This is a genomic window from Bradyrhizobium sp. P5_C12, assembly GCF_054049735.1.
The window spans coordinates 1-24,740 of record NZ_JBFULU010000047.1 but is presented as its reverse complement, the minus strand read 5'-3'; the positions used below and the strand labels follow the sequence as shown (position 1 = coordinate 24,740).

At 65.2% G+C, this 24,740-nt stretch carries 28 protein-coding genes and 1 tRNA gene; 16 read left to right on the top strand and 13 right to left on the bottom strand.

The annotated features are described in order from the left end of the window. Positions 1-68: 68 nt before the first annotated feature. From ACXJMY_RS30665 to ACXJMY_RS30650, 4 genes are all read left to right on the top strand, one after another. Positions 69-1,151: a zinc-binding metallopeptidase family protein gene (locus tag ACXJMY_RS30665; protein WP_456623081.1), complete on the top strand. Its 1,083-nt coding sequence runs from the start codon at positions 69-71 to the stop codon at positions 1,149-1,151. 186 nt (positions 1,152-1,337) lie between these two features. After that, the gene (locus ACXJMY_RS30660) at positions 1,338-3,353 is read left to right on the top strand and encodes an acetyl-CoA carboxylase biotin carboxylase subunit (protein WP_456623080.1); all 2,016 of its coding nucleotides are present in this window, start codon (positions 1,338-1,340) and stop codon (positions 3,351-3,353) included. A 72-nt stretch (positions 3,354-3,425) separates the two neighbouring features. Then, a complete protein-coding gene (locus ACXJMY_RS30655; RefSeq protein WP_456623079.1) occupies positions 3,426-4,292 on the top strand; it encodes an isocitrate lyase/PEP mutase family protein in 867 nt (288 codons plus the stop codon). After that, the gene (locus ACXJMY_RS30650) at positions 4,289-4,588 is read left to right on the top strand and encodes an acylphosphatase (RefSeq protein ID WP_456623078.1); all 300 of its coding nucleotides are present in this window, start codon (positions 4,289-4,291) and stop codon (positions 4,586-4,588) included. Before ACXJMY_RS30655 ends, ACXJMY_RS30650 begins: the two co-directional genes overlap by 4 nt. Positions 4,589-4,756: 168 nt before the next feature. Here the strand turns inward: ACXJMY_RS30650 and ACXJMY_RS30645 are convergent, their stop codons facing one another. Then, positions 4,757-6,277, bottom strand: a complete 1,521-nt coding sequence (locus tag ACXJMY_RS30645; protein WP_456623077.1) for an ATP-binding protein — start codon at positions 6,275-6,277, stop codon at positions 4,757-4,759. A gap of 154 nt (positions 6,278-6,431) precedes the next feature. On the opposite strand from ACXJMY_RS30645, the gene ACXJMY_RS30640 reads away from it, so the two are divergent. The 4 genes from ACXJMY_RS30640 to ACXJMY_RS30625 all read left to right on the top strand — a co-directional run bounded on the left by ACXJMY_RS30640 (position 6,432) and on the right by ACXJMY_RS30625 (position 9,533). Then, positions 6,432-6,989, top strand: coding sequence for a GbsR/MarR family transcriptional regulator (locus tag ACXJMY_RS30640; RefSeq protein WP_456623076.1), 558 nt, complete (start codon positions 6,432-6,434; stop codon positions 6,987-6,989). A 16-nt stretch (positions 6,990-7,005) separates the two neighbouring features. Further along, entirely contained in the window at positions 7,006-7,671 is a 666-nt protein-coding gene (locus tag ACXJMY_RS30635; protein WP_456623075.1) for a DUF4166 domain-containing protein, read from the top strand. Next, positions 7,668-9,104 (top strand): TIGR01777 family oxidoreductase, encoded by a 1,437-nt coding sequence (locus ACXJMY_RS30630; RefSeq protein ID WP_456623074.1) that lies wholly within the window; start codon positions 7,668-7,670, stop codon positions 9,102-9,104. The genes ACXJMY_RS30635 and ACXJMY_RS30630 overlap by 4 nt, the downstream gene beginning before the upstream one ends. A gap of 90 nt (positions 9,105-9,194) precedes the next feature. Continuing rightward, a complete protein-coding gene (locus tag ACXJMY_RS30625) occupies positions 9,195-9,533 on the top strand; it encodes a hypothetical protein (RefSeq protein WP_456623073.1) in 339 nt (112 codons plus the stop codon). Here the strand turns inward: ACXJMY_RS30625 and ACXJMY_RS30620 are convergent. After that, positions 9,530-10,384 carry a LysR family transcriptional regulator gene (locus tag ACXJMY_RS30620; protein WP_456623072.1) on the bottom strand — a complete coding sequence of 285 codons (855 nt, stop codon included), beginning with the start codon at positions 10,382-10,384 and terminating at the stop codon, positions 9,530-9,532. The genes ACXJMY_RS30625 and ACXJMY_RS30620 overlap by 4 nt on opposite strands. A gap of 112 nt (positions 10,385-10,496) precedes the next feature. Between ACXJMY_RS30620 and ACXJMY_RS30615 the strand changes: the two genes are divergently transcribed. After that, positions 10,497-10,925: a tautomerase family protein gene (locus tag ACXJMY_RS30615; protein WP_456623071.1), complete on the top strand. Its 429-nt coding sequence runs from the start codon at positions 10,497-10,499 to the stop codon at positions 10,923-10,925. Here the strand turns inward: ACXJMY_RS30615 and lipB are convergent. Next, positions 10,922-11,659, bottom strand: a complete 738-nt coding sequence (gene lipB, locus ACXJMY_RS30610) for a lipoyl(octanoyl) transferase LipB (RefSeq protein ID WP_456623070.1) — start codon at positions 11,657-11,659, stop codon at positions 10,922-10,924. The genes ACXJMY_RS30615 and lipB overlap by 4 nt on opposite strands. A 66-nt stretch (positions 11,660-11,725) precedes the next feature. On the opposite strand from lipB, the gene ACXJMY_RS30605 reads away from it, so the two are divergent. Next, on the top strand, positions 11,726-11,968 hold the full coding sequence (locus tag ACXJMY_RS30605; protein ID WP_011088012.1) for a FliM/FliN family flagellar motor switch protein: 243 nt from the start codon (positions 11,726-11,728) through the stop codon (positions 11,966-11,968). 164 nt (positions 11,969-12,132) lie between these two features. Then, positions 12,133-12,217 (top strand) — tRNA-Leu (locus ACXJMY_RS30600). Between the two features lie 106 nt (positions 12,218-12,323). Here ACXJMY_RS30600 and ACXJMY_RS30595 read toward each other — a convergent pair. The 5 genes from ACXJMY_RS30595 to ACXJMY_RS30575 form a co-directional block, all read right to left on the bottom strand. Beyond that, a complete protein-coding gene (locus tag ACXJMY_RS30595; RefSeq protein ID WP_456623069.1) occupies positions 12,324-12,524 on the bottom strand; it encodes a hypothetical protein in 201 nt (66 codons plus the stop codon). A 12-nt stretch (positions 12,525-12,536) separates the two neighbouring features. Next, positions 12,537-13,742 carry a zinc metallochaperone GTPase ZigA gene (gene zigA / locus ACXJMY_RS30590; protein ID WP_456623068.1) on the bottom strand — a complete coding sequence of 402 codons (1,206 nt, stop codon included), beginning with the start codon at positions 13,740-13,742 and terminating at the stop codon, positions 12,537-12,539. A 218-nt stretch (positions 13,743-13,960) separates the two neighbouring features. Continuing rightward, on the bottom strand, positions 13,961-14,782 hold the full coding sequence (locus tag ACXJMY_RS30585) for a DUF2182 domain-containing protein (RefSeq protein ID WP_456623067.1): 822 nt from the start codon (positions 14,780-14,782) through the stop codon (positions 13,961-13,963). Between the two features lie 50 nt (positions 14,783-14,832). Continuing rightward, positions 14,833-15,462, bottom strand: coding sequence for a DUF1326 domain-containing protein (locus tag ACXJMY_RS30580; protein WP_456623066.1), 630 nt, complete (start codon positions 15,460-15,462; stop codon positions 14,833-14,835). A 221-nt stretch (positions 15,463-15,683) separates the two neighbouring features. After that, complete coding sequence (locus ACXJMY_RS30575) at positions 15,684-15,941, bottom strand: hypothetical protein (protein ID WP_456623065.1); 258 nt, start codon at positions 15,939-15,941, stop codon at positions 15,684-15,686. A 282-nt stretch (positions 15,942-16,223) separates the two neighbouring features. On the opposite strand from ACXJMY_RS30575, the gene ACXJMY_RS30570 reads away from it, so the two are divergent. After that, the gene (locus tag ACXJMY_RS30570; protein ID WP_456623064.1) at positions 16,224-16,598 is read left to right on the top strand and encodes a hypothetical protein; all 375 of its coding nucleotides are present in this window, start codon (positions 16,224-16,226) and stop codon (positions 16,596-16,598) included. A 4-nt stretch (positions 16,599-16,602) separates the two neighbouring features. Here the strand turns inward: ACXJMY_RS30570 and ACXJMY_RS30565 are convergent, their stop codons facing one another. Together ACXJMY_RS30565 and ACXJMY_RS30560 are read right to left on the bottom strand one after the other, a co-directional pair. Further along, positions 16,603-17,868 carry a polysaccharide deacetylase family protein gene (locus ACXJMY_RS30565; RefSeq protein ID WP_456623063.1) on the bottom strand — a complete coding sequence of 422 codons (1,266 nt, stop codon included), beginning with the start codon at positions 17,866-17,868 and terminating at the stop codon, positions 16,603-16,605. A gap of 179 nt (positions 17,869-18,047) precedes the next feature. Continuing rightward, positions 18,048-18,854 carry a polysaccharide deacetylase family protein gene (locus ACXJMY_RS30560; RefSeq protein WP_456623062.1) on the bottom strand — a complete coding sequence of 269 codons (807 nt, stop codon included), beginning with the start codon at positions 18,852-18,854 and terminating at the stop codon, positions 18,048-18,050. 82 nt (positions 18,855-18,936) lie between these two features. Between ACXJMY_RS30560 and mgtE the strand changes: the two genes are divergently transcribed. The 4 genes from mgtE to ACXJMY_RS30540 all read left to right on the top strand — a co-directional run bounded on the left by mgtE (position 18,937) and on the right by ACXJMY_RS30540 (position 22,982). Continuing rightward, positions 18,937-20,358, top strand: a complete 1,422-nt coding sequence (mgtE, locus tag ACXJMY_RS30555; RefSeq protein ID WP_456623061.1) for a magnesium transporter — start codon at positions 18,937-18,939, stop codon at positions 20,356-20,358. A 173-nt stretch (positions 20,359-20,531) separates the two neighbouring features. Beyond that, a complete protein-coding gene (locus ACXJMY_RS30550; RefSeq protein WP_456623060.1) occupies positions 20,532-20,834 on the top strand; it encodes a helix-turn-helix domain-containing protein in 303 nt (100 codons plus the stop codon). A 148-nt stretch (positions 20,835-20,982) separates the two neighbouring features. Then, on the top strand, positions 20,983-21,801 hold the full coding sequence (locus ACXJMY_RS30545; protein WP_456623059.1) for an aldo/keto reductase: 819 nt from the start codon (positions 20,983-20,985) through the stop codon (positions 21,799-21,801). A gap of 149 nt (positions 21,802-21,950) precedes the next feature. Further along, positions 21,951-22,982, top strand: a complete 1,032-nt coding sequence (locus ACXJMY_RS30540) for a hypothetical protein (protein WP_456623058.1) — start codon at positions 21,951-21,953, stop codon at positions 22,980-22,982. A gap of 13 nt (positions 22,983-22,995) precedes the next feature. On the opposite strand, the gene ACXJMY_RS30535 is transcribed toward ACXJMY_RS30540, so the two are convergent. The 3 genes from ACXJMY_RS30535 to ACXJMY_RS30525 all read right to left on the bottom strand — a co-directional run. Continuing rightward, entirely contained in the window at positions 22,996-23,247 is a 252-nt protein-coding gene (locus ACXJMY_RS30535; protein ID WP_456623057.1) for a hypothetical protein, read from the bottom strand. Positions 23,248-23,649: 402 nt separating this feature from the next. Continuing rightward, the gene (locus tag ACXJMY_RS30530) at positions 23,650-24,228 is read right to left on the bottom strand and encodes a hypothetical protein (RefSeq protein WP_456623056.1); all 579 of its coding nucleotides are present in this window, start codon (positions 24,226-24,228) and stop codon (positions 23,650-23,652) included. 113 nt (positions 24,229-24,341) lie between these two features. Beyond that, positions 24,342-24,740, bottom strand: a 399-nt coding sequence (locus ACXJMY_RS30525) for a hypothetical protein (protein ID WP_456623055.1), incomplete at its 5' end; no start/stop codon positions are given.

Here is a 24,740-nt window from a genome sequence, read left to right as displayed (position 1 = left end):
CCGCGGACACGTCTGTGCGAGGCGCCGAACGTGTTTTCCTGATACTCTCTTTCAGAAGAGGCTAAATCTTGAAGCTCTTTGTCTGCCAGGCCTGCGGCAACGTCCTCTATTTCGAGAATCGCGCCTGCGAACGTTGCGGCCATCGGGTCGCCTTCCTGCCGGAGAAGGAGACGATGTCGGCGCTCGAGCCCGATGGCGAGGCTGACGGCGAAGCCTGGGCCACGCTGGCCGACAAGGGCAAGGGGCGGATGCTGTGCCGGAATGCCGAGTACGACGCCTGCAACTGGCTGACCGACCCGGACGACGGCAACGGCTATTGCCGCGCCTGCCGCCATAACGGCATGGTGCCGGACCTGTCCGATCCCGTTCAGCTCGCGGGCTGGCGCGAGCTCGAGGGGGCGAAGCTGCGGCTGTTCTATTCCCTGATCCGCTGGAAGCTGCCGCTCCAGACCCGGCAGGAGAATCCCGCGCACGGGCTGATCTTCAATTTCCTCGCCGACGATCCGAACAGCGGGCGGAAGATCATGACCGGCCATGACAACGGCCTGATCACGATCGCGCTCACCGAGACCGACGGCATCGAGCGCGAACGGCGCAGGCTGGAGATGGGCGAGCCTTACCGCACGCTGCTCGGGCATTTCCGCCACGAGGTCGGACACTATTTCTGGGACGTGCTGGTGCGCGAGGGTGGCAGGCTGGATGAATGCCGCGCGGTGTTCGGCGACGATTCCGCCGATTACGGCCAGGCCTTGCAGCGCCATTATGCCGAAGGCGCGCCGCCGGACTGGCAGCAGAACTACGTCTCGGCCTACGCCACCACGCATCCCTGGGAAGACTTCGCCGAGACCTGGGCGCATTATCTCCACATCGTCGACACCCTGGAGATGGCCTCGGAGTTCGGCATGCAGGTGCGGCCGCGGGTCGACCGCGACGGAGAGTTGTCGACCCGGATACGTTTCAACCCCTACGAGGCCAGGGACGTCGAGGCGCTGGTCAATGCATGGCTGCCCTTCACCTTCGCCATGAACAGCGTCAACCGCGCCATGGGGCTGCACGACCTCTATCCCTTCATCCTGTCGCCCGCGGTGGTCGAAAAACTGGGCTTCATTCACGGTCTGGTCCGGGACGTGGCCAAGGCCAAGGCACCGTAGCGGGGCGGTCGCGGGTTCGCAGGCGCCGCGGGAGTGGGTTTTGGCGTCCGCCTGGTACGCCAGGGGCGCGGATTTTGACCGTTGCCTCCGCCCTATTTTGATGTACCACGGGAGCCACACGGCCCGTCCCCATAGGCCCCAACGGCCAGGGAAGGGTCCCGCCCAAGGTCGAGATTCAAGAAAAGCATGTTCAAACGCATTCTGATCGCCAATCGCGGCGAAATCGCCTGCCGGGTCATCAAGACCGCTCGCCGCATGGGAGTTCAGACGGTCGCGGTCTATTCCGAGGCCGACCGCGACGCCCTCCATGTCGAGATGGCCGACGAGGCCGTGCTGATCGGCCCGCCCGCGGCGGCCGAGAGCTATCTGGTGATCGAGAAGATCGTGGATGCCTGCCGCAAGACCGGCGCTGAGGCCGTGCACCCCGGCTACGGCTTCCTGTCCGAGCGCGAGGCGTTTCCGCGCGCGCTGGAGGCGGCCGGCATCGTCTTCATCGGCCCCAACCCGGGCGCGATCGCGGCGATGGGCGACAAGATCGAATCCAAGAAGGCGGCCGCGAAAGCAAAAGTCTCGACCGTGCCGGGCCATCTCGGCGTCATCGAGGACGACAGGCACGCGGTGCGGATCTCCGACGAGATCGGCTATCCCGTGATGATCAAGGCCTCGGCCGGCGGCGGCGGCAAGGGCATGCGCATCGCGCATTCGAAGGCCGAGGTCGCCGAGGGCTTCAATCTCGCCAAGGCCGAGGCCAAGGCCTCGTTCGGCGACGACCGCGTCTTCGTCGAGAAATTCATTGTCGATCCCCGCCACATCGAGATCCAGGTGCTGGGCGACAAGCACGGCAACGTCATCTATCTCGGCGAGCGCGAATGCTCGATCCAGCGCCGCAACCAGAAGGTCATCGAGGAGGCGCCGTCGCCGCTGCTCGATGAAGCCACGCGCCGCAAGATGGGCGAGCAGGCGGTCGCGCTGGCCAAGGCCGTGAACTACGACTCCGCCGGCACCGTCGAGTTCGTCGCCGGCCAGGACAAGAGCTTCTTCTTCCTGGAGATGAACACGCGCCTCCAGGTCGAGCACCCCGTCACCGAGCTCGTCACCGGCATCGACCTCGTCGAGCAGATGATCCGCGTGGCCGCGGGCGAAAAGCTCGGCATCACCCAGAAGGACGTCACGCTCACCGGCTGGGCCGTCGAGTCGCGTCTCTACGCCGAAGATCCGTTCCGCAATTTCCTGCCTTCGATCGGGCGCCTGGTGAAATACCGGCCGCCGGCGGAAGCGAGCCAGGACGGCATCACGGTGCGCAACGACACCGGCGTGCAGGAGGGCGGCGAGATCTCGATCCATTACGATCCGATGATCGCCAAGCTCGTCACGCATGCGCCGTCGCGCGCCGCGGCCATCGAGGCGCAGGCGACCGCGCTGGATTCGTTCTATGTCGACGGCATCCGGCACAACATCCCGTTCCTATCGGCCCTGATGCATCATCCGCGCTGGCGCGAGGGCCGGCTCTCGACCGGATTCATCGCCGAGGAATTCCCCAAGGGATTTGCGGTGCGCGTGCCCGAGGGCGAGGTCGCACGGCGCATCGCCGCGGTCGGCGCCGCCATCGATCACGTGCTGGGTGAGCGCAAGCGGCAGATCTCGGGGCAGATGGGCGGCCGCGTCGTGCAGCGCGAGCGCCGCCGCGCAGTCTGGCTCGACCGTCAGGAGATATTGCTCGAGGTCGCGCGCGAGGGCGAGGCCATCGCAATTCGTTTCATCGACGCCGAGGGCAAGGTCGGCAACGCGCATCTGTTGCAATCGCCGTGGAAGCCGGGCGATCCGGTCTGGCAAGGCACCATCGACGGCCATTTCGTCGCGGTGCAGACGCGGCCGATCGCCAACGGCATCCGTCTTGCGCATCAGGGCGTCGAGGTGCCGGTCTATGTCTGGACCGAAGCGGAAGCGGCCTCGGCGCGGCTGATGCCGGTGACGACGGCCTCCGATACCGGCAAGAAGCTGCTCTGCCCGATGCCCGGGCTCATCGTCTCGATCGCGGTGACCGAAGGGCAGGAGGTCAAGGCCGGCGAGACGCTTGCGGTGGTCGAAGCCATGAAGATGCAGAACGTGCTGCGCGCCGAGCAGGACGGCACGGTGAAGAAGGTCCACGCCAGTGCAGGCGCCACGCTGGCGGTGGACGCGCTGATTTTGGAGTTTGCGTAAGCGGCTCAATGTCGTCCTGGCGAAAGCCAGGACGACGGCAGGGTTGCAATTCGTATTGATCGAGAAATCGCCATGGCCTTCCGTTCCCGCCGCGAAAAACTGCGTTCGATCCTGTCGGGGCAAGCCTGCATCCATCCCGGCTCCGTGTACGACGCGATCTCGATCCGTATCGCCGCGGATCTCGGCTTTCCGCTCGGCATGTTCGGCGGCTCTGTCGCCTCGCTCGCCGTGCTCGGCGATCCCGACATTACGCTGATCACGCTCACCGAGCTCGCCGAGCAGATGCGGCGGATGTCGCGCGCCGCCGCATTGCCGGTGCTGGTCGATGCCGACCACGGCTATGGCAACGCGCTCAACGTGCGCCGCACGGTGCAGGAGCTGGAGACGGCGGGGGCGGCCGGTCTCACCATCGAGGACACGCTGCTGCCGGCCGCCTTTGGCGAGGCAAAGACGCAATTGATCTCGCTGGAGGAGGGCGTCGGCAAGATGGAGGCGGCGCTCAGCGGCCGCAGCGATCCCTCGCTCGTCATCATGGGCCGTACCGGAGCCGCCTCGATCACGTCGCTCGACGATGCCATCCGCCGCGCACAGGCCTATGAGGCCACCGGCGTCGACGCGCTGTTCTTCACCGGCATCAAGTCGCGCGCCGAGCTCGAGGCGATCGCGGCGGCAACGCGCCTGCCGATCGTGCTCGGTGGCGCGCCGGACGAGTTGAACGCGCTCGACTATCTCGCCACCCAGCGCGTGCGCATCGCGCTCCAGGGCCACGCGCCGATCGCGGCCGCAACGCAGGCCGTCTACGACACGCTGAAAGCGTTGCGTGAGGGCACGGCGCCGAAGGCGCTGAGGGGTCTCGCATCGTCCGAACTGACCAACCGCATCATGCGCGAGGCCGACGTCAAGGCACGCAGCGCCGATGTCCTCGGACTGAAGAAATGAGCCGGGCGATCCTCCAGGTCATGATCCGCGGCCGCGTGCAGGGCGTCGGCTATCGTGCCTGGGTCGAATATCAGGCGATGACGAGCGGGTTGGAAGGCTGGGTCCGCAACCGCCGCGACGGCAGCGTCGAGGCGCTGTTCGCGGGCGCGCCACAGCATGTCGCCGAAATGGTCGCACTGTGCCGCCACGGCCCGCCGTCGTCGCGCGTGGACAGCGTCACCAGCGAAACTGCAAGCGTGGACGAGCTGAATTTGCGCCGGGCAGGGGAGACGTTCTCGGTGTTGCCGACGGTGTGACGTAGACGGAGTGGAGCTCTTGCCGCGCAGGCGGTGCGCTCCCTCGCCCCGTTCTTACGGGGAGAGGGGCTTCTCTCCGCGCATGAGACTGCCGCGAGACCTGTACCCCCTCACCCGGATCGCAAGAGCGATCCGACCTCTCCCCGCAAGCGGGGAGAGGTGAAACAATCACCGCGGCAGCTTCGCGATCGCTTCGCTCAGCTCGTGGATCTCGTAGGGTTTGCGCAGGATCGGGAAATCGCCGCGCACGTCGGCGGCGGCCTCGCTGTAGCCGGTGGCGAGCAGGATCGGCAGGCCCGGGCGGATCTGGCGCAGCTGATGGGCGAGGCTCAGTCCGTCCATCTTGCCGGGCATGACGATGTCCGAGAATACGAAGTCGACGCCGTTGGTCTCGATCTCGCGCAAGGCGGCTTCGGCGTCGGCGACCCGGCGGACGTGGTAGCCGAGCTGCTCCAGCAGGCCAATGCTGACAATGGCGACCTCCGGGTTGTCCTCGACTAGCAGCACCGTGCCGCTGCCGCGGAATGAATCCACGTCCGGCATCTCGCGCGACGGCGCGTTCAGTCCGCGCGGCAGGAGGATGGTGAAGGTCGTGCCCTTGCCGAGCTCGCTTGCGACCTTCACCGTGCCACCGGCCTGATGGGTAAAGCCGTGCACCTGGGAGAGGCCGAGACCGGTGCCCTTGCCGATCGGCTTGGTGGTGAAGAACGGATCGAAAATCCTGTCGAGCACGTCGGAGGGAATGCCGAGGCCGGTGTCGGCGACGTCGATCGCCACGAATTCGCCGGTCAGGAACGGCTCGTCCAGCACGACGTTGCGGGCGCCGATCGTCACCGTGCCGCCGTCCGGCATCGCATCGCGGGCGTTGATGACGAGGTTGAGCAGCGCCGTCTCGAGCTCGGCGGCATCGGTCCTGATCGGCCAGACACCGCGGCCGACGTCGAAGGCGAGGCGCACCGAGCTGCCGACGCCGGCATCGAGCACATCGCGGATCGCCGCGATCCGGTCGGCGAAATCGATCGCCTGCGGATTGACGCTCTGCCGCCGCGCGAAGGTCAGCAGTTGGTTGGTCAATGCGGCGCCGCGCCTGGTCGCGGTCTCGATCGCGGAGATCGCGCGCTCAAGCTTGGCCTCGTCGGCGGTGCCCTTCTTCAGGACGTGAAGGCTGCCGCTGATGATCATCAGGAGGTTGTTGAAGTCGTGCGCGACGCCGCCGGTGAGCTGGCCGAGCGCGTCGAACTTCTGCGACTCGGCGAGCTGCTTCTGCATCGCGTCGAGCCTGAGCTGCGCGTTGCGACGCTCGGTGATGTCGCGTGTGATCTTGGCGAAGCCGACCAGATCGTCGTCCTCGTAGATCGGATCGATCACCACGCTTGCCCAGAAGAAGGTGCCATCCTTGCGGACGCGCCAGCCTTCCTCCTCGTAGCGGCCCTTCTCCCGGGCGATGCCGAGCGCGCGGGCGGGCTTGCCGTTGGCCCGGTCGGTCTCGGTGTAGAAGCGGGAAAAATGCTGTCCGAGGATCTCCTCGGGCGAATAGCCCTTGATACGCTCGCCGCCGATGTTCCAGCTCGTGATGGTCCCGGAGGGATCGAGCATGTACAGGGCGTAGTCCGCAACTCCTTCGACCAACAGCCGGAAACTGCGTTCGCTCTCGAACAAGTCTCTCTGTTGATTGGACTTTTTTACCATTACGGGACCCCGCCTCGACCCGTGCAAACGCGGCAAAATAGGGATTGTTCCCGCGCTCTGGGATATTTTTAGGCAAATCTCGTCAACAGTATGCAGCCGCAAAATGGTTGCGGGACGGCTTGACAGTGGATCGGGGTCATCAGATATTTCTGTCATGACAGAAATAACCGGAAAGAAGAAACTTCCCGCTGCCGTCGAGCGCTTCATCCTGCATTGGGGCGACATGGGAGACGGGTGGGGCGTCAATCGCTCGGTCAGCCAGATCCACGGGTTGCTCTATCTCGCCGAGGCGCCGATGACCGCCGAGGACATCGCCGACACGCTTGGCATGGCGCGCTCCAACGTCTCCAACTCGATCAAGGAGCTGCTCGCCTGGAACCTGATCCGCCGGGTGCCGATCCTCGGCGACCGCCGCGACCATTACGAGGCCGAGACCGACATCTGGGAGATCGCGGCGCGGATCGCGGCGCGGCGCAAGGAGCGGGAGCTCGATCCGGCGGTCGCTGCGCTACGGGCCTGCGTGTCCGACGCAGCCGCCGATCCGGCCGTCAGTCCGGTTGCGAGCAAGCGGCTGAAGGAGATGCTCGCCTTCACCGAGCTCGCCGACCACTGGTTCATGCAGATGCTGAAAGTGCCGCGGCCGCGGCTGGTCGCCTTGATGCGGCTTGGCGAGAAGATCGCCAACCTGCTGCCGCTGGGCAAGGCCAAATAGACCATAGGAGGGTGCGATGACGTCAGAGAGATTATCAGGCTCCCACGCATCTCACCCCGCTCACACCAGGCTGCTCGACGACCGCCGCTTCCGTGCGCTGCTGTCGGACGAGGATTGGGGCCGGCTGCCGCTCGCGACCTGGCGGCGGTTTTCGAAACGCGTCGCCGACGGTGACAGTGTCGTCTATGTCGGCGTCGTCGATGAGGTCGGCTTCAGCGAGATCGGTTGGTGGTTCGCGCAAGTCGCGCGTCTGATCGGCGGCCCATTGCCGACCGGCCGCGACACCGGCGTGCCCATGATCGTCACGGTCACGGAGGACGCTGCGAGCGGTGGCCAGACCTGGACGCGCATCTGCGCGCGGAAGCGCGGCTTTCCGCAGGTCATCCACTCCGCCAAGCGGTTTGCAGGCCCGACCGGGCTCGAAGAATATGTCGGCTTCGGCGTCTCGATGGCGCTCCGCATCGCGGTCGAGGACCAGGCGCTGACTTTCCGCAGCGTTGCTTACGGCCTCCAGTTCGGAGCCTTGTGGATTCCGCTGCCGCAATGGCTCACGCCGGGCGATCTCACKGTGACGCATCGCGATCTCGGCGAGGGCGCGTTCCGCTTCACCCTCGATGTCACTCACCCGCGTTACGGCGCGCTGATCCACCAGTCTGTCGTGTTCAGGGAGGCCGTATCATGACGCCACTGCTGTGGAGCCTCATCGCCGTCCAGATCGTGATGGGCGTGTTCGACACGTTCTATCACCATGAATTCACCGAGCGCCTGGCCTGGCGCCCGTCACAGCGTTTCGAGCTGAAGCTGCACGGTGTGCGCAACATGTTTTATGCGCTGCTGTTCCTGGTGCTCGGCTGGCTCGAGGTTTATGGCGTGCTATCGCTCCTCATCATGGCAGTGCTGGTCGCCGAGATCGTCATCACGCTGATGGATTTCGTCGAGGAGGATCTGAGCCGGAAACTGCCGCCGAGCGAGCGTATCAATCACACGCTGCTCGCGATCAACTACGGCGCCATCCTGGTGCTGCTGCTGCCGGTGCTGATCGATTGGGCGATGCAGCCGCTCGGTGTGATGGTCTCATATCAGGGCCTGCTCAGCATCGCGGCAACCGCTTGCGCGGTCGGCGCGGCGCTGTGCGGCATCAGGGATTTTGCGGCGGTGCGCCGGCTCGCCCGTATGAGGAGCGTGCCGGCGCGCGATCTCGTCGAGAAACTGGCAGGCCGCAACACCGTGCTGATCACCGGTGCCACCGGCTTTATCGGCAGCCGCCTCGCGGCGAGCCTCAGCGGGGCAGGGCATCAGGTCATTGCGCTCATCCGCAATCCCGCGAAAGCGGAGATGCTCCCGCCGCCGGTCACGTTGATCACGAGCCTCGATCAGATTCCGGCCGACACGCGCATCGACGCCATCGTCAATCTCGCCGGCGAGCCGATCGGCAACGGCCTGTGGACCGCAGCGAAGCGCAGCGCGATTCTCACCTCGCGGATCGGTATGACCGGCGAGGTCGTGAAGCTGATCGCGCGGCTCGACCGCAAGCCGGATGTGCTCGTCAGCGGCTCCGCGATCGGCTGGTACGGCCTGTGGGCCGACCAGGTGCTGACGGAATCGGCGAAGTCGCACGCCTGCTTCAGCCACGAGCTGTGCGATGCCTGGGAGACCGCGGCGCGGCCGGCGGAGGAGCTCGGCGTTCGCGTTGTTTACCTGCGCATCGGCCTCGTGCTGGGCACGGAAGGAGGCTTCATCACGCGCATGCTGACGCCGTTCGAGTTCGGCCTGGGCGGACCGCTGGGCACGGGCCGGCAGTGGATGTCCTGGATCGAGCGCGACGATCTGATCCGTCTGATCGCCTATGTGATGGCGACGCCCGATCTCGCCGGCCCCGTCAACGCCACCGCGCCGATTCCCGTCACCAATGCAAAGTTCACCGAGGAGCTCGGCCGCCGTCTGCATCGGCCCGCCGTGTTCCGCATTCCCGGCGGTTTGCTGCGCCGGATCGGCGGCGGCTTTGCCGACGAGCTTCTGCTCGGCGGTCAGCGCGTGCTGCCGAACAAGGCGCTGAGCCGCGGCTTCGTGTTCCGGCACGAGACGCTGCGCAGCGCGTTCGAGGCGATTCTGTGAGGTGGTGGCATGTCCTGCGCTGAATGTCCTCGCGCTCTGAAAGGTTGGTTTCGCTCATGCGTGACCGCAACCGCGGTCCTGCATGCAATCATGCTGGCCGCCCTCATTGGAGCCATGAATAGTGCCGGGCAGCTGGTCGGCATCGCATCGATGCTCATCTTCGTGCTGCCGCTGACGTTGATTATCGTCTGCGCGTTAACGGGGTTTCCGGCTGGCGCAGTGATCTGGCTCGCCGAACGGATGCGCATTAGGTCGCTGCTATTCTACGCGACTTCGGGCGCCGCGATCGGCTCGCTGTTTTGCGCGCTTCTGTTCCAGCTTGTCGGCTCGTTTGGCGCCTCGTTTGTTCTCGCCGGCGGTGCTGCTGGACTTGTCTATTGGTTCGTCGCTGGCAGATATGCTGGGGACGAAGGTCAGTGGTTTGGCTAGGCGGCCGCCACGCTCCGAAACGTCGCCGCCACCGTGCGCAGCGCCGCGAGTTTTGCGGGATCACTGACCTTCGAATGTAGCATCACCTTTGAGCTGCCGAGCTTTGGCAGCCTGTGCGCAGGGCCGATGTCGACAAGCCCGGGAGGCGCGATCCGTCGCGCCAGCGGCGCGATCGCGAGTCCCGCGAGCGCGGCGGCGACCACCGCCGTGACGCCGCCGCCGACAAAGCGCTCGCGCCAGGTGATGCCGGCCTTGTCGAGCGCGCGCACGGCGATGGCACGGACACCGCACGGCGGGGCGAGCGTCGCAAGCGGCAGCGCTTCGCCCTTCGGCAGGGTGAAACGTCGTGCCGCGAACCAGCCGAATTCGTCTTCGGCCAGTTTCTCGCCCCCGCGGCGGCTGCCTTCCTGGCGAACGATCACCGCGTCGAGCTCGCCCGCGTCATAGGCGTCCTGCATCTCGCGCGAGAAGCCGATGGTGACGGCGAGCGTGAGGTTTGCGGACATCGCATGCAGGCGTTCGAGCAGCGGCACCAGTTCAGATCCTGCGGCATGGTCGGAGATGCCAAGCGAGAGTGACTGCGCAGTCGATGTCTCGCCCGACAACGCGCGGTCATGCGCCTCCATCAGTGCGCGGGCGCGGTCGAGGAAGCTGGCGCCGTCGGCGGTGAGCCGGACCGCGCGCGGCGAGCGCTCGACGAGGCGTCTTCCGAGCAGCGTCTCCAGCCGTTGCAGCTTCAGGCTGACGGCCGCCTGCGTCGTGCCGAGCGCCTCGGCGGCGCGGGTAAAGCTCTGGAGGTCTGCGACCAGCAGGAAGGCCTGAACGGTGGCGATGTCGAGGGTGGTGTTCATTATGAATGGTTATCACTGGTATAAATAGCGATAAGATACCAAAATGACGGCGGGAGGTCTAGCTTCTCTCCAACGCCGCGCAACACCGCGCAGCATCTTGAGGAGACCGACCGTGCCCCTGATCACCGTGTCCTACACCACCTCCCGCCAGTCGCCGTCGCTGAAGGCCGATATCGCCAGCGCCGTGTCCGAGCTCACCGCAAAGATCCTGCACAAGGATCCCAAGGTCACCGCCATCATCGTGAAATCGGTCGAGGCGAGTGACTGGTTCGCCGGCGGCAAATCGCTCGCCGAGCAAAGGCTCGCGAGCTACTGGATCGACGTCCATGTCAGCGAGGGCACCAACACCAAGGACGAGAAGGCCGCCTATCTCGCCGCGATGTTCAAGCGCATGGCGGAGCTGCTGGGCCCGCTGCATCCCGAGACCTATCTGCATGTCGACGAGGTCAAGGGCGACGCCTACGGTTTTGGCGGCCTCACCCAGGAGCGCCGCTACATCGCCGGCAAGCTCGAAGTCGCCCCGGACCGCGCGGCGGCTTAAGCCGCCGCTTCCGGCAGCAGCGCCTTTGTCGGCCCGAACAGCTCCTCAAAGGCCTGCCGGAGCGCGATGTCGACATCGGCCATCGTCACGAGCTGGCCGAGGTCGACCAGCGAGGTGACGCCGTAGCGGGGGTCGGCGACGCCGCAAGGCACGATGCCGGCGAAATGCGCAAGCTCCGGCTCGACATTGATGGCGATGCCGTGGAACGAGACCCAGCGCTTCAGCCGGACGCCGATCGCCGCGATCTTGTCCTCGTGCCCGGAGCCCTTGTCGGGCCGCTTCACCCAGACACCGACCCGGTCCTCGCGCCGCTCGCCGCGGACGTTGAAGGCGGCGAGCGTGCGCAGGATCAATTCCTCCAGGCTCGCCACATAGGCCCGCACGTCGGGCCGGCGGCGCTTGAGGTCGAGCATGACATAGGCCACCCGCTGGCCGGGGCCGTGATAGGTGAGCTGCCCGCCGCGGCCGGTCGTGAAGACGGGAAAGCGGGAATCGAGCAGGTCGGAGGCCTTGCCCGAGGTGCCGGAGGTGTAGAGCGGGGGGTGTTCGAGCAGCCAGACCAGTTCCGGAGCCGTGCCGTCCGCAATCGCCGCGGCGCGTGCCTCCATGGCGGCCACGGCCTCCGGATAGGGCACCGGGGCGTCCGAAATCCGCCATTCCACGGGGGCGCCCGTTGCGGCGGAAAACGACGTCAAATCGAGGTCTTGGCGAGGGTTTTGAAGGTTATTAACCATTGGCTAACCATAACGTGGTGATGATCGCAGGCGCAAATGCAGAGTCTCCAGTTGCGGCGGTGCTAAGTGCCCACTCTCGATAAAGTCACGGTGGATCTCATGGTCGTCCTCGGGACGACCACCATGCCGATCCATCAGGTATTACGTCTTTCCCGCGGCGCCATCATCGAGCTGGACGCAACCGAGGCCGACGAGGTCAAGGTTTTGGCCAACAATCTGCCGGTCGCCTCCGGCGTCGTGCTGGTTGACCGCAACCGGATCGCGGTCGAGGTCAAGCAGATGCTGCCGCGCACGCCCGGCACGCGCTAGCGGCCCCGGGCACGCGGTAGCGGCCCGGCAGCCGGGAGGGCAGGAACTTTCTTCCCAAGCTTGTGGAATTCGGGGCCTTTGCAGGCTTGTACCCCTCTGATGGATTTGTTAGATCGGCGCCGTTGATCCGGCCGGCCCTCAAGCCTCAAGCCGGCATCCCCAAAGCGCTCGTGGCGGAACTGGTAGACGCGCTGCCTTGAGGTGGCAGTGAGTAAAATCGTGGGGGTTCGAGTCCCTCCGAGCGCACCAGCATCACCTTGCCGTTGTTTTGATTGGATTTTTGCAGCCGCCTCGCGCGGTGATGGATGTTGTGCGCGCGTCCATCACCCCAGCCGTTCGGCAGCCAGGGATTTCGTCAGTCGTTCTCGACCGCGGATTTTCGGGAGGGAGTGTGACCCGAAGGGTACGCTTGGGTCTCTCGCCCGGGCCCATCATCAGCTTGCCCGCCGGCCACAGCGACCGGTGGGAATATGCTGTCATAGATCGCGCGCGCCTCGCGGATCAGGCGCGCCCGCTCGAGCTCGGATTTCGGAACGAATCGGATGATGTTGTCCATGCGCGCTCCCGCCTAGGCGGCTTCATCGGCGCGCCGCCAGACCGGAAACGGGTCTGCGAGCTTCGCCCATTCCGCGACGTTCATGGCGGGTTGCCCCGCCACCAGGCATGCATCCAGCCAGGCGCGGAGCGAGCCCTCATCCATTCCGATGCCGATGAACACGATCTCCTGGCGGCGATCGCCATAGATCTCGTTCCAGTTCGCACGCAACTGCTTCCGCCAGAACGGATCATCCGGCCATCGTTCCGCCGGCACGCTCGCCCACCACGCACCAAGGGCCTGGGTGCGCGTGATCGAACCAGCCTGGCTGATCTCACCAAGCCAGTGCGGGCGTGTGGCCAGCCAGAAATGTCCCTTGGCGCGAATGACGCCGGGCCACGGCTCCTTGATGAACTTGTCGAACTTGGCAGGATCGAACGGCCGGCGCGCGCGATAGACGAAGTTCGTCACGCCGTACTCTTCGATCTCCGGCACATGATCCGCAAAGCCGTAAAGCTCCTTGTACCAGAGCGGATGCTGCTGTGCCTTTTCGAAGTCAAAGCGGCCGGTGTCAAGAATGCGATCGAAAGCCACCTGGCTGTGGTTGGCTTCGACGAGGTCCGCGTCCGGATTGAGCGCGCGGATGATTTGTCGTGCCGCCTCGCGCTGCGCCGGCGATGCGTCATCGATTTTGTTGAGAACGATCACGTCGGCGAACTCGATCTGCTCCACGAGCAGATCGACCAGCGTGCGCTGGTCGTTCTCCAGCGCTTCGCCGCGTTGTGCGAGAAAATCGGTCGACGCGTAATCCTTGAGCAGGTTCACGGCATCGACCACGGTGACCATGGTGTCGAGACGTGCCACGTCGGAGAGGCTATCGCCGTCCTCGGAACGAAAATCGAAGGTCGCTGCGACCGGAAGCGGTTCGGAAATGCCGGTCGATTCGATCAGCAGATAATCGAAGCGGCCGTTTTCGGCGAGGGCGCGCACCTCCTTCAGGAGATCATCGCGCAGCGTGCAGCAGATGCAGCCGTTGGTCATCTCGACGAGCTTCTCATCGGTCCGGGACAGGTTCGCACCGCCATCGCGGACCAAATCCGCATCGATGTTCACCTCGCTCATGTCGTTGACGATCACCGCCACCTTCAGGCCGTGCCGGTTGTTCAGGACGTGGTTCAGCAAAGTGGTCTTTCCAGCCCCGAGGAAGCCGGACAAGACGGTGACGGGGAGTTTTTGCATGGAGGTCGAAGAGCCTTTTCAGGGGGATACGGCGACGACGTGTGGGATCGGGCATTGGGACCAAAGATGTAATGTTATAACATTACATTCGTTGTCCGCGTCGGCGTCAAGCCGTTTTGCGGCTCAGCTGAAATTCATACGAACATTCAAGTGATTGTTCTTAGTCCCTGCGAGCGGTCGGCGGCCGGCAGAGTGCCGGACCGCAAGCAGGTTGCTCATCACTGCGGCAAGAACACCAGCAGCCAGGCGCCCGCGGCCACACATGCAATGCCGGCAGCACGCGCGATCCATCGTCCGACCGGCGTAAGTTTCTCCAACAGGACGAGCAGGGCCAAAAGCGCAATCCAAAGCACGTTCATCACCCCGCCTACGAACAAAAGCGCCATCAAAACCCAGCAGCAGCCGACACAATAGCCTCCGTGGCGAAGCCCCAGCAGCAGGCAGCCTCGCAGGTCGTCGCGAAAGCCGCCGTGGCGCATCAGGAACAGAAATGGCGACTGGCATTGGGTGAGACAGACGTTCTTGAGCGGTGTCCATTGATAGAGTCCCGCCGCGATCAGCACGACTGCACTGAGCAGATTGCTGGCGATCGTCATCCGGGAATCCAGCAGGACTGCCCGCTCGATCGCCCATTGGAGTAGGGTTGCTGCCAGCGAAAAGCCGCCCCAGGCGAGGAGATAACCGGCCGCAAACCAGCCGGTCGCGGCGAACGGCTTGCCCTGCGCTTTGCCCTGCCGACCCACGCGGGCGTATATGAGGATCATGGGCGCTGCCGAGGGTGCCATCATTCCGATCATCATCACGGCCCACATCAGCAACACATACGCGAACTCGATCGCTCGCCATGGTTCGTTGGCCGGCAGCATGATGCCGATCCCGGCCGGGATCATGCGGAGCCCGGTCATGTCCATGCCGCCCATGTCCATGTCGTTGGCGAGCCAGAGCACATAGCTCCATGCCAGCGCGACAATGATGCCGATTGCGCCGCCGACGACCCAGCGATCGCGCCGCAGCACGGTTTCCAGGGCGCTGTCGGTCATTCGCGATTGACGTTGCCGGCCTCGTCGCAGGGTCGGTGTCAGGAGTTGCATCAAGCCTGGTTCGACCAGCGGATTGGCGCATAGAGGCCGTTCTTGCCGGAATTGTCCCAGCGCATGCCGTGATCGCTGAACGTATTGCCGGCGGCGCCGACTGCCAACACCATCCTGTCGGGGCTGACCGGGTGGCCGATGTTCGTCCACATTTCCCCGCTCGGATGCATGGTCGGCAACGGATCGACGGACATGTGCAGGATACCCGGGATTTCCGCGGACCGCGTCTTGCCGTCGATCCGGAATGCGATCGGGACCTTGCGCACCCCGAGGTTCTTGCTGATCAGCGGTGTGAACGCGGCCATAGGTCCACCGGCGGTGCCGGTGAAGATCGCAGCTAGGGCCTCGGTCTGCGCATCATCAGCGCGCTGATCGATGTAGGCGGCCACCGACCAATCTCCGTCTGCCATGACCCCAGGTGCGTGGAGGATAACCAGGACATTGAGTCCATCGAGCGCGATGTCGCCATAGCGGCCACTCTCGACGTGGAAGATCAGCGGTACGTTGCAAAAGCCCTCGGTCGGTCGCGAGGTCAACGGCGGGGCCGCCGACACGAGGCAGGGACACACGATGCTGCAACTGCAATTTTCGAAATAGTCACCGGAAAGGTGCCATGGGACATCTGCCATCGCTCTCTCCCGCTAGGCCGAACCCGATAGATTGCTTTCGAATGAGCTACGTGTAGTTGAAAGTTACGCTGCGCGGGGAAGTCCCGCAAGGCGAAATGCACCTAACCGCTTTGCCCGTTTCCGCAAGCCATTGAAATCGCAGCAAATGCGGCCGCCCTCCGAGCGCACCAGCCTCGACATCCTGATCTACGCCAGCCGAGCCAGCACGGGCGCCGGCCCGTTCATCCATATTCCTCGCCGATGCCGTATTCCTTGTAGATCTCAAGCGGATCTGTCTCCGGGAACAGACGGCATTTGGCCTGGGCGAGGTGCAGGCTCACCGCCGCCGGCTCCTTGCCGTTCGCAAGCATCTTCCGGATGTCGTCCATATGCGCGCTCGGCTGGTGCTTCGGCTCGAGCTGTTCGAGCGCAACCAGCGCGGTCGCGAGCGCCTCGGTCAAAACCCAGTCGTCGTGGCCGGTGATTCCCTTCTTCGGCATCGGCAGACCCCGCATGCGAATAGCGGTGACAGTCTATCGCGGCTTCCGCCGAATCTCCATTGAGCCGTCGCGGGGGCGGGCGTGTGGGACGGGCGGGCTCGCCGCGCGCTTGCATTGTGGCCGAGTGTGGCTAAAAGGCGCCCGCGCGCGGGCGATCTTATCTTTGCCGCAACACAATTGGCGTAGATGGGCCTGCGCGGCATCCAGGCCGGCTGTTCCGGTCTGCGCCCCATATCCCCGAATTCGCAACACGATCTGGTTGCGCTCAAGGCTGGAGCCAGCATGGCCTTTCTAAGCATCGCCTACCGCTTCCTGACCAACTTCGCGTTCCTGGCGATGGTGTATTTCAGCCTGAACTTCATGGAGAAATATCCGAACCGGGCGATGCTCGCGATCCTGGTGCTGGTCTACAGCGCCATGCGTGCGGCCTCGACGCTGCGCTCGTTCTACTTCTTCCAGAAGATCGAGAAGCTCGAGGGCGAGACGCGGCGGCTCCAGGGGCCCATCAATGACGGGAGCGGCGGAACCAACGCGCGCAAGCAGGTGGTGGCCGACGTTGCCCGGCTGCGCCGTGACGGCGAGCTGAAGTCCTATATGGACCTGTTCTTCCTGGCGCTGATCGTGCTGCTCTGCGTCGCCAACATCATGCGGCAGTAAAGGCCTACTGCGCGCGTTTCTTCAGGCTGGCCACGCGGGTCGGACGCGGCGCGGCGCTGGCGGCCTCCGCGGCGTGCTTGGCTGCGCCATGCGCGGCATGCGCCGTGCGGCGCACCGGCAACTTGGCGACCTTGCGCTTGGCCGGATGAGGCGTCTCGGCCGCCACGGCCAATCGCGTCGCAGCGCGCCGCGTCAGCGTCGTGGACAGCAGAACCTCGAGCGAGCCTTCCGGAATGGCGTAGAGGTCGCGATCGGGGACGGGCAGGGTGGCCGCGACATTCGCCTGGGCCAGGGTCCGGCGCGGCAACAGCGGCCGATGCGCCGGCTGCGCGTTGAGATCGGCGAGGCTCGGTGCCGGAAGCGTTCTGGTCTCGGTGTAGACAAAATTGGGCACCGCCGGCCAGCGCGCGATCGGCGTCGTCTCCGACGGCGGATGCAGCAGCCATTCCACCGGCGTGGTCGGCGTCGCCGGCCGGTCGGCCGTCGCGGGCACCACATGCACGATGCGATAGCCGCGCGCCTTGAGGTCGCGGATGATCTTCGGCAGCGCCGCCACGGTGCGGGCCTGGATGTCGTGCAGCAGCAGGATGCCCTTGCCCTTGGCCTCCAGCCGCTGGATTGCAAGCTGATAGACCCGGTCGGATGACACGTGGCGCCAGTCGTCGGCCGGGAAGTCGGCGCTCCAGACCTGGATGCCGCGCGAGATCAGAAGGTTCTCGACGCCATCGGCGCGCATCAGGCCGGGAATCCGGAAGAACGGCGCGAGCTTGGACGGATCGGTCATCGCGGCCGACGTCCATTCGATGCCGCCGTTGATCTCGGCCTCGGACTTCTCGATCGGCATCCGGTCGAACGTCAGCGGATGGTTCATGCTGTGGGTGCCGACGGTGTGCCCGGCGGCGACCAGCTTGCGTACGCCCTCGGGGTTCGCCTTGGCCTGGCTGCCGATGATGAAGAAGGTCGCCTTGATGCACTCGTCGGCGAGGATCTGAAGCACCTGATTCGAATATTTCGGCAGCGGACCGTCGTCGAAGGTCAGGACCACTTCATGGTCCTTCAGCGGCAGCGTCTCGCGGTACTGCATGGTGCCGATGCGCGGATGTTCGTGCGGGTCGACGACGAGGGTGCGCGAGGTGCCGAGCGCGTCCGGATGGCCGGGGCAATCCGCAGCAAGCGCCGCCGGCGAAGCGGCGGTCAGCAAGCCCAGGAAGCCGGAGAAGCAGAGGACGATCCACGATCGCGTCCGAACAACAACGCTACTTCCGATCATCAACTCCGTCTGCCTTCATATGCAGTTGCCGCCATGGTAGGTCGGAGACGCCCGGGCAACGGTTCAGGCGCCAAGTTCCTTCCCCTGAAAGGCCTCATCCATCTTTGCATGGGGTAGCATGAACAGATCGTTAATGGGGCTCAAATCACCCCATTTTGCGCCGGCGTGACATTCCGGCATCAACGCGTGGCGGCGTTCTTCTGCGCCGCGCCCGCCGGCACGACGTGAACGACGCGGTAGCCGTTGTCCCGCAAATACCGCAGGAAGGCCGGCATGATCGCGGCGGTGCGCGCCTTGGGATCATGGAACAGGATGATGCCCTTGCCGGCGGCGGCGAGGCGCTCGGTGACGAGCTTCAATTCCTGCTCCGGCGTCATCTCGTTCCAGTCGCTGGCCCACAGATCGGCCCCGAACACGACGATGCCGCGCGACTGGAGCAGGTCGAGTTCGGCCTGCGTCGCCTCGAAATAGGGGAAGCGGAAGAACGGCGTCGACGGCGTCGTCGTCGAGGTGCCGTGCAGCGCCATCTCGTCGGCCGCGATCCCGCGGTCGATCTCGTTCTTCGCCTTGTCGAACGGGATCCGCGCCATGAACGGATGCGACCAGGTGTGGTGGCCGATGCTGTGGCCCTCGCGGGCGATGCGCTTGACCATGTCGGGATGCGCGGAGGCGTGCAGGCCGATCAGGAAGAAGGTCGCGCGCACGCATTCCTGCGCCAGCGCCGTCAGCACCTTCGAGGTGGTCGGCGGATGCGGGCCGTCGTCGAAGGTCAGCACGACCTCGTGATCGGCGAGCGGCAATGTCTGCGGAAAGCTCTTCAGTCCGACGCGGGGCGTGGTCTTGGCATCGACGCTCAGCAGGCGCGAGGTGCCGAGTGCATCCTTGCGCGGGCAGTCGGCGGCTTCAGTCGAGGCGATGCCGATGAGCGCGGCGAGGACCGCGCCCGCCGACACCGAGGTCCACCTCAGTCGAAGCATCTTTGTCATTGCGCTCGCAGTTCGCTTGTGGGTATTGCCTGACCGTCAGCCCAGACCACCCGATCCAACCTGTCAAACGGCGAGGCGCCCTATGGACGAACATATGGACGGTGCCCCTTCCGCCGAGGCCTCGGTACTCGACCACGTTCCGATGCGCAATGAAGACGGCGAAATTCGTCACGAATTCGTCGAGGAGATCGCGCATGCGATCGAGGCCGGCGACAGCGCCGCGCTGCGCGCCTGCGTCGCCGAGCTGCACGAGGCCGATCTCGGCGATCTGATCGGGGCTCTGGAGCCCGACGACCGTGTCCGCCTGGTCGAGCTCACCGGGCGCGATTTCGACTTCTCGGCGCTGAACGAGCTCGACGAGGGCGTGCGCGAGGAGATCCTCGAGGAGCTGCCGCCGGAGACCGTCGCCGAGGGCGTCCGCGAGCTCGAATCCGACGACGCGGTCGAGCTGCTCGAGACCCTCGACGAGGCCGATCAGGAGGAGATCCTCGAGAAGCTGCCGCTGCAAGAGCGCGTCGCGCTCGAGCGCAGCCTGCTTTATCCGGAAAATTCCGCCGGCCGGCGGATGCAGACCGAGTTCATCGCGGTGCCGCAGGATTTCACCGTGGGCCAGGCGATCGACTACATGCGCGAGACGCCGGATCTGCCCGACCGCTTCTACGAGATCTACGTCGTCGACAAGGACCAGCACTGGCAGGGCGCGATCCCGCTCGACGTGCTGCTCCGCGCCCGCCGTCCGGTGCCGCTCGCCGAGCTGACCGACGAGGATCGCCGCCGCGTCTCCGTCCTGGAGGACCAGGAGGAGGTGGCGCGAATGTTCGGCAAGTACAATCTCGTCGCCGCCCCCGTGCTCGACACCCAGGATCGCCTCGTCGGCGTCATCACCGTGGACGACGTCGTCGACGTGATCGAGGAAGAGGCGGACGAGGACCTCAAGGCGCTCGGCGGTGTCAACAGCGACGAAGAACTCTCCGACACCGTGTTCACCATCGCGCGGGCGCGGTTCAACTGGCTGCTGGTCAATCTCGCCACCGCCTTCCTCGCGTCCTCCGTGCTCGGCCTGTTCGAGGGCCAGCTCGAGAAGATGGTGGCGCTGGCCGTGCTGGCGCCGATCGTGGCGAGCCAGGGCGGCAACGCCGCGACCCAGACCATGACAGTCGCGGTGCGCGCGCTCGCCACCCGCGAGCTCGGCTCCTCCAATGCCTGGCGCGTGGTGATGCGCGAGGCCACGGTCGGCCTCGTCAACGGCCTCGCCTTCGCCGTGATCACCGGGATTGCGGCGGTGGTCTGGTTCAGGATCCCGGGCCTCGGCATCGTCATCGGGCTCGCGATCATCTGCAACCTCGTCGCCGGCGCGCTCGGCGGCATCTTGATTCCGATGGCGCTCGAGCGGGTGCGGGCCGATCCGGCGGTGGCCTCCGGCACGTTCGTCACCACCGTGACCGACGTCGTCGGCTTCTTCTCCTTCCTCGGCATCGCGACGCTCTGGTTCGGGTTGAGGTAGGCAGCGCGTTGGAATTCGTAGCCCGGATGGAGCGCAAGCGTAATCCGGGACCGCTGCTTCGGTACGAGAGGCGCCCCGGATTGCGCTGCGCTCCATCCGGGCTACGGACTGACAGCCATCATCTTTAATCCGAACTTAAGCGACCTGCCGCATCATCGCCCGCGCTTGGGGGAATGAGCATGCGGTTGCGGCTGAAGGCGGACGGGCGGATCGTCGAATTGCGGGACGGGCAGGAGTGTCCGCTCCAGCCCGCGAGCGCTGCCACGCCGGCTGAATCAGGTTCGCTCGCGGTGCGCGACCTGCGCCGTCGCGCCTGCCTCACCCAGATGGAGTTCGCCGCCAAATTGGGGGTGCCCGTCGAGACCATCCGCAACTGGGAGCAGGGCAAGCGCGCCCCCCGCGGGCCGGCCCGCGCGCTGCTCGCGGTGATCGCGCACGCACCGGAGACGGTGTTCCAGGCGCTTGCCAAAGCTTGACGTTTAAGGCTTGACGGCAAGGCCTGACGCCAACCTCCCGTTAGCATTGCGCTGAATAACCCGGTCCGGCTGTAGCGGCTTCCGTTGGCACTGTGGCTGGCCGGGTCCATAATGCGCCTGGGGGCGACTGCGACAGAGAGGATTCCTCATGCTGTTCGTCGAGGCCAACAGCGCACGGATACCGGCGATCGGACTCGGGACCTGGGAGTTGAGCGGGCGCACCTGCGCGCGCGTGGTCGAGCAGGCGCTGCGGTTCGGCTATCGCCACATCGATACCGCGCAGGTCTATGACAACGAGCGCGAGGTCGGCGACGGCCTGCGGTCCTCGGGCGTGCGCCGCGACGACATCTTCCTCACCACCAAGGTCTGGACCAACCATTTCGCGCCCCACGATCTCGAGCGCTCGGTCAAGGAGAGCCTCGTCCGGATGCGGCTTCCCTGCGTCGATCTCCTGCTGCTGCACTGGCCCAATTCGCACGTGCCGCTGGCGGAGACGCTGGGCGCGCTGGCGCATGCCAAGCGCATGGGCCTGACGCACCACATCGGCGTCTCCAACTTCACGGTGGCGCTGATCGAACAGGCGGTCGCGCTGTGCCCGGAGCCGCTCGCCTGCAATCAGGTCGAATTTCACCCCTATCTCGACCAGGCCAAGGTGCGGGCGGCGTGCGACCGGCATGGGCTGGCGCTGGTCGCCTACAGCCCGATCGCCAAGGGCCGCATCAAGAACGACCAGACGTTGGTCGAGCTCGGGCGCGCCCATCGCAAGACGCCGGCGCAAATCTGCCTGCGCTGGCTGGTGCAACAGAATGTTTCCGCGATCCCGCGGACCTCGCGCATCGAACGTCTGTCGGAAAACATCGAGATTTTCGATTTCGAGCTGTCGGACGACGAGATGGCGCGGATCTCGGCGCTGGCCAGTCCGAAGGGACGGCTGATGGATTTCGGCTTCGCGCCGAAATGGGATTGAGGGCGGGCTGCCGTAGGCCCAGCATGATCCGGAAAAGTGCGAAGCGGTTTTCCGATAAGATCATGCTCAAACGAGAGCCTGAAGCGCGATGACGGTTGATCCTGACCTCATCGCGCTTTAGGAGCAGGGCGGCAACCCAAGATCGGGCGATGGAACTGCGGAAGATCATACGGACGGACGTTGCAGCGTCGGCGATCGCGCATCTGGCGCTGGTGGGGCTGATCATCCTGATCAGCGAGGTCCATCCGTTTCACCCCGCAGCGCCCGAAACGGTGTCGGTCGACATCGTCACGCCGGAGCAGGTGAAGCAGGAGGAGGCCAAAGCCGAGGAAAAGGCCAAGGAAGAGGCCAAGAAGGCGCCGGAGCCGCCCCCCGACCTGAAGCTGCCGAAGCTCGATCTTACCGACAAGGCGGATGCGGCGGCGAAGGCCAAGCAACAGGCCGCGTCGCAATCATCGCAGCAGCAGCAGGCACCACCCGAACCGCAACAGCAGAAGCAGCCGCAGCCACAACCCTCACAGGCGCCAAAGCAACATGAGGCAAATGCGCAGTCGCAGCCTCAGCAGCCACAGCCTCAGCAGCCACAGCCTTCGCAACCCCAGCCGCAGCCATCGCAGCTGCCGCCGCAGCAGCCGCTGCCGCAATTGCAGCCTCAGCCGGCGCCGCAGCCTCAGTCGCTGCAGCAGCCTCAGCCGGCGCCGCAGCCGCCACAAGCGATGCCGCAGCGGGAGGCTGCGCCGCCGGCCTATCAGGCGCCCGAGCCCGACGTCACCGTCAAATACGGCGTCATGCTGGGCCTTCCGCCGGAATTGCCGCCCGAGCCGAAGGACGCGCCCAAGGACGACGGCGGCGACGCCAAGGACTCGATCGCCGCCAAGCTTCCGCCCGAAATCATCGCCGAGCTGCGCCGGCACTTGAAGAGCTGCGCAAAACTGCCGGCCGGGGTCGAGCCGACCGACAGCGTGCGCATCAAGCTGCGCGCGGTGCTCGCCACCGACGGCACGCTGCTGCGCCCGCCGATCCTGATCGAAGCCCCGCCATCAGCGAAGGGCGTGGCCCTCGTGAAGTCCGCGACGAGCGCGCTCCAGGCCTGCCAGCCCTACAGGATGCTGCCGGCCGACAAGTACGGGGAATGGAAGGTGATGGACCTGCCATTCACGCCGCGGGATTTTGGCGGGTAGGTTGCTGCCGATGCTAGCCGTTGGCGGCGAGGCAGGCGCGGACTTTGTCGGCAGCAGGTTTCGGCACTGCGTGCGCGCGCCATTGCTCGCGCGTGGCACCGGCGGAGGTGAGGCAGCGGTTGATGTTTCGGTCATATGTGGCGCGAGACATGCTGTCACGCTTGGCCTGGCAGGCCGGATCGCCGCCGCATTCGTAAAGTGGAGCCGCCTTGGCGGTCGATAGTCCGAGAACCGCCACCGCGGCAGCAATCATCAACTTGTTCATTTCGCCCCCCGATATTATGCGTTGAGTTATCTCAATCCCCTGAGCGTATAGCGTGTGGAATTGCTGTCTGCAATCTTAGGCAGCCGCCGCCGTATTGCGGTGGCAGTGCACACAATTGCCCTCGCCACCATCGCGCTCAAGCATTTGGCCGGTTTCAGGGCCGCCCGGTGCGCGGCTTCAACCATGCCATCATCGCGGCATGCGGCGTTCGCCGTCGGCGCGGCAGGCTATGTCTTTCGATGGCGCGTCGCGCAAAGGCGACCGCCTGCTCGGCGGACCGTCGTTGCTCGGGCGCAAGAGCCATCCACTCGCGAATGACAACACGTCGTATCTTCGATGTCGGCATCGGATAAATCCCTGAAGAGTTCTGTTTGCGTTGCTGCCGCGGGCGGTGGCTGGCGCTCACGCCGCCTGCTGAACGGGGAAGGCCTGCGAACGCCGCGCCAGCAGCACGCTGCCGCATGGATGCTCGGCGCCCTCCAGGACGACGAAGCCGTGCTTCGTCACTGCGGCACGAAGAGAGTCCTTCGCCGCTGCCTTCTGYGCATCGAGCCAGATCACCAGCACGGCGCGAGGGCTCAGGAAATCGTCGAGCCAATCCATTGCCGCATCGAGCGCATGAAGCGTGCGCCGCCGCCAATCCACCAGCGCGACTTCGTATTGAGCTGCCGGGAGGCCGCAATTGCCTGCCGCCGCCGCCAGCAGATATCCGCGACGATGCAACTGCATCATCAATTCCATGCTCTTTGTGCCGACCACGATGATACGCTGCCGCGTCGAACAGTTCGCGATTGCCATCATCGGATCAATGATCCGGTCGTTGACTTCTGAATTCGACATCATTCCACCAGTTCGCTCCGCCGCGCGAGCTTGCGCGACGGAGCGGATATGGCGACGGATGCCGTATGATTTCGAGATTGGCACGATCGCGATGGCATAGGATCGGCATAGGACTGGCACGTACTGCGCACTCGCGGTCACTTATGCCGCGCCTAGAAACAGGCGATGTGCTCCCCATCGCATTTAAATACGGTCAGCGCCATTCTTCGGCCCGCGCGCGCCATCGCGCCTTGCATGGAGACCAAAATGTCCGCCTATCGTGCATTGATCGTGGGATTCCACGATCGTCCAATTAGAATGATCCACCTGGATTGCATCGACGATGAAGCCGCGATCAGCTCCGCGGAAAGACTTGTCGACGGCCGCGACGTGGAGCTCTGGCAGATGGATCGGCCTGTGGCCCGATTCGATTGTCGGTCCGGGACGATGCGCAGGAAGTAAGCCGGATATCGCGGTGTGTGCTTCATAACCGGAGCGTTTCGATAGGCTTCGCCCGCCTTGGCCGTCGAGTTGCTGTTTCGGTCGGGTGTCAATCCCGGCTCGCAAAAATATTCCACTTTACCGAAATTCGGAAATGGCGTATGTGTCGCCCATCCCGGCTTGACCTTGAGGGGCGATCTTGTGTCGTCACGTGTCGCGAGCCGGGCTTGCGG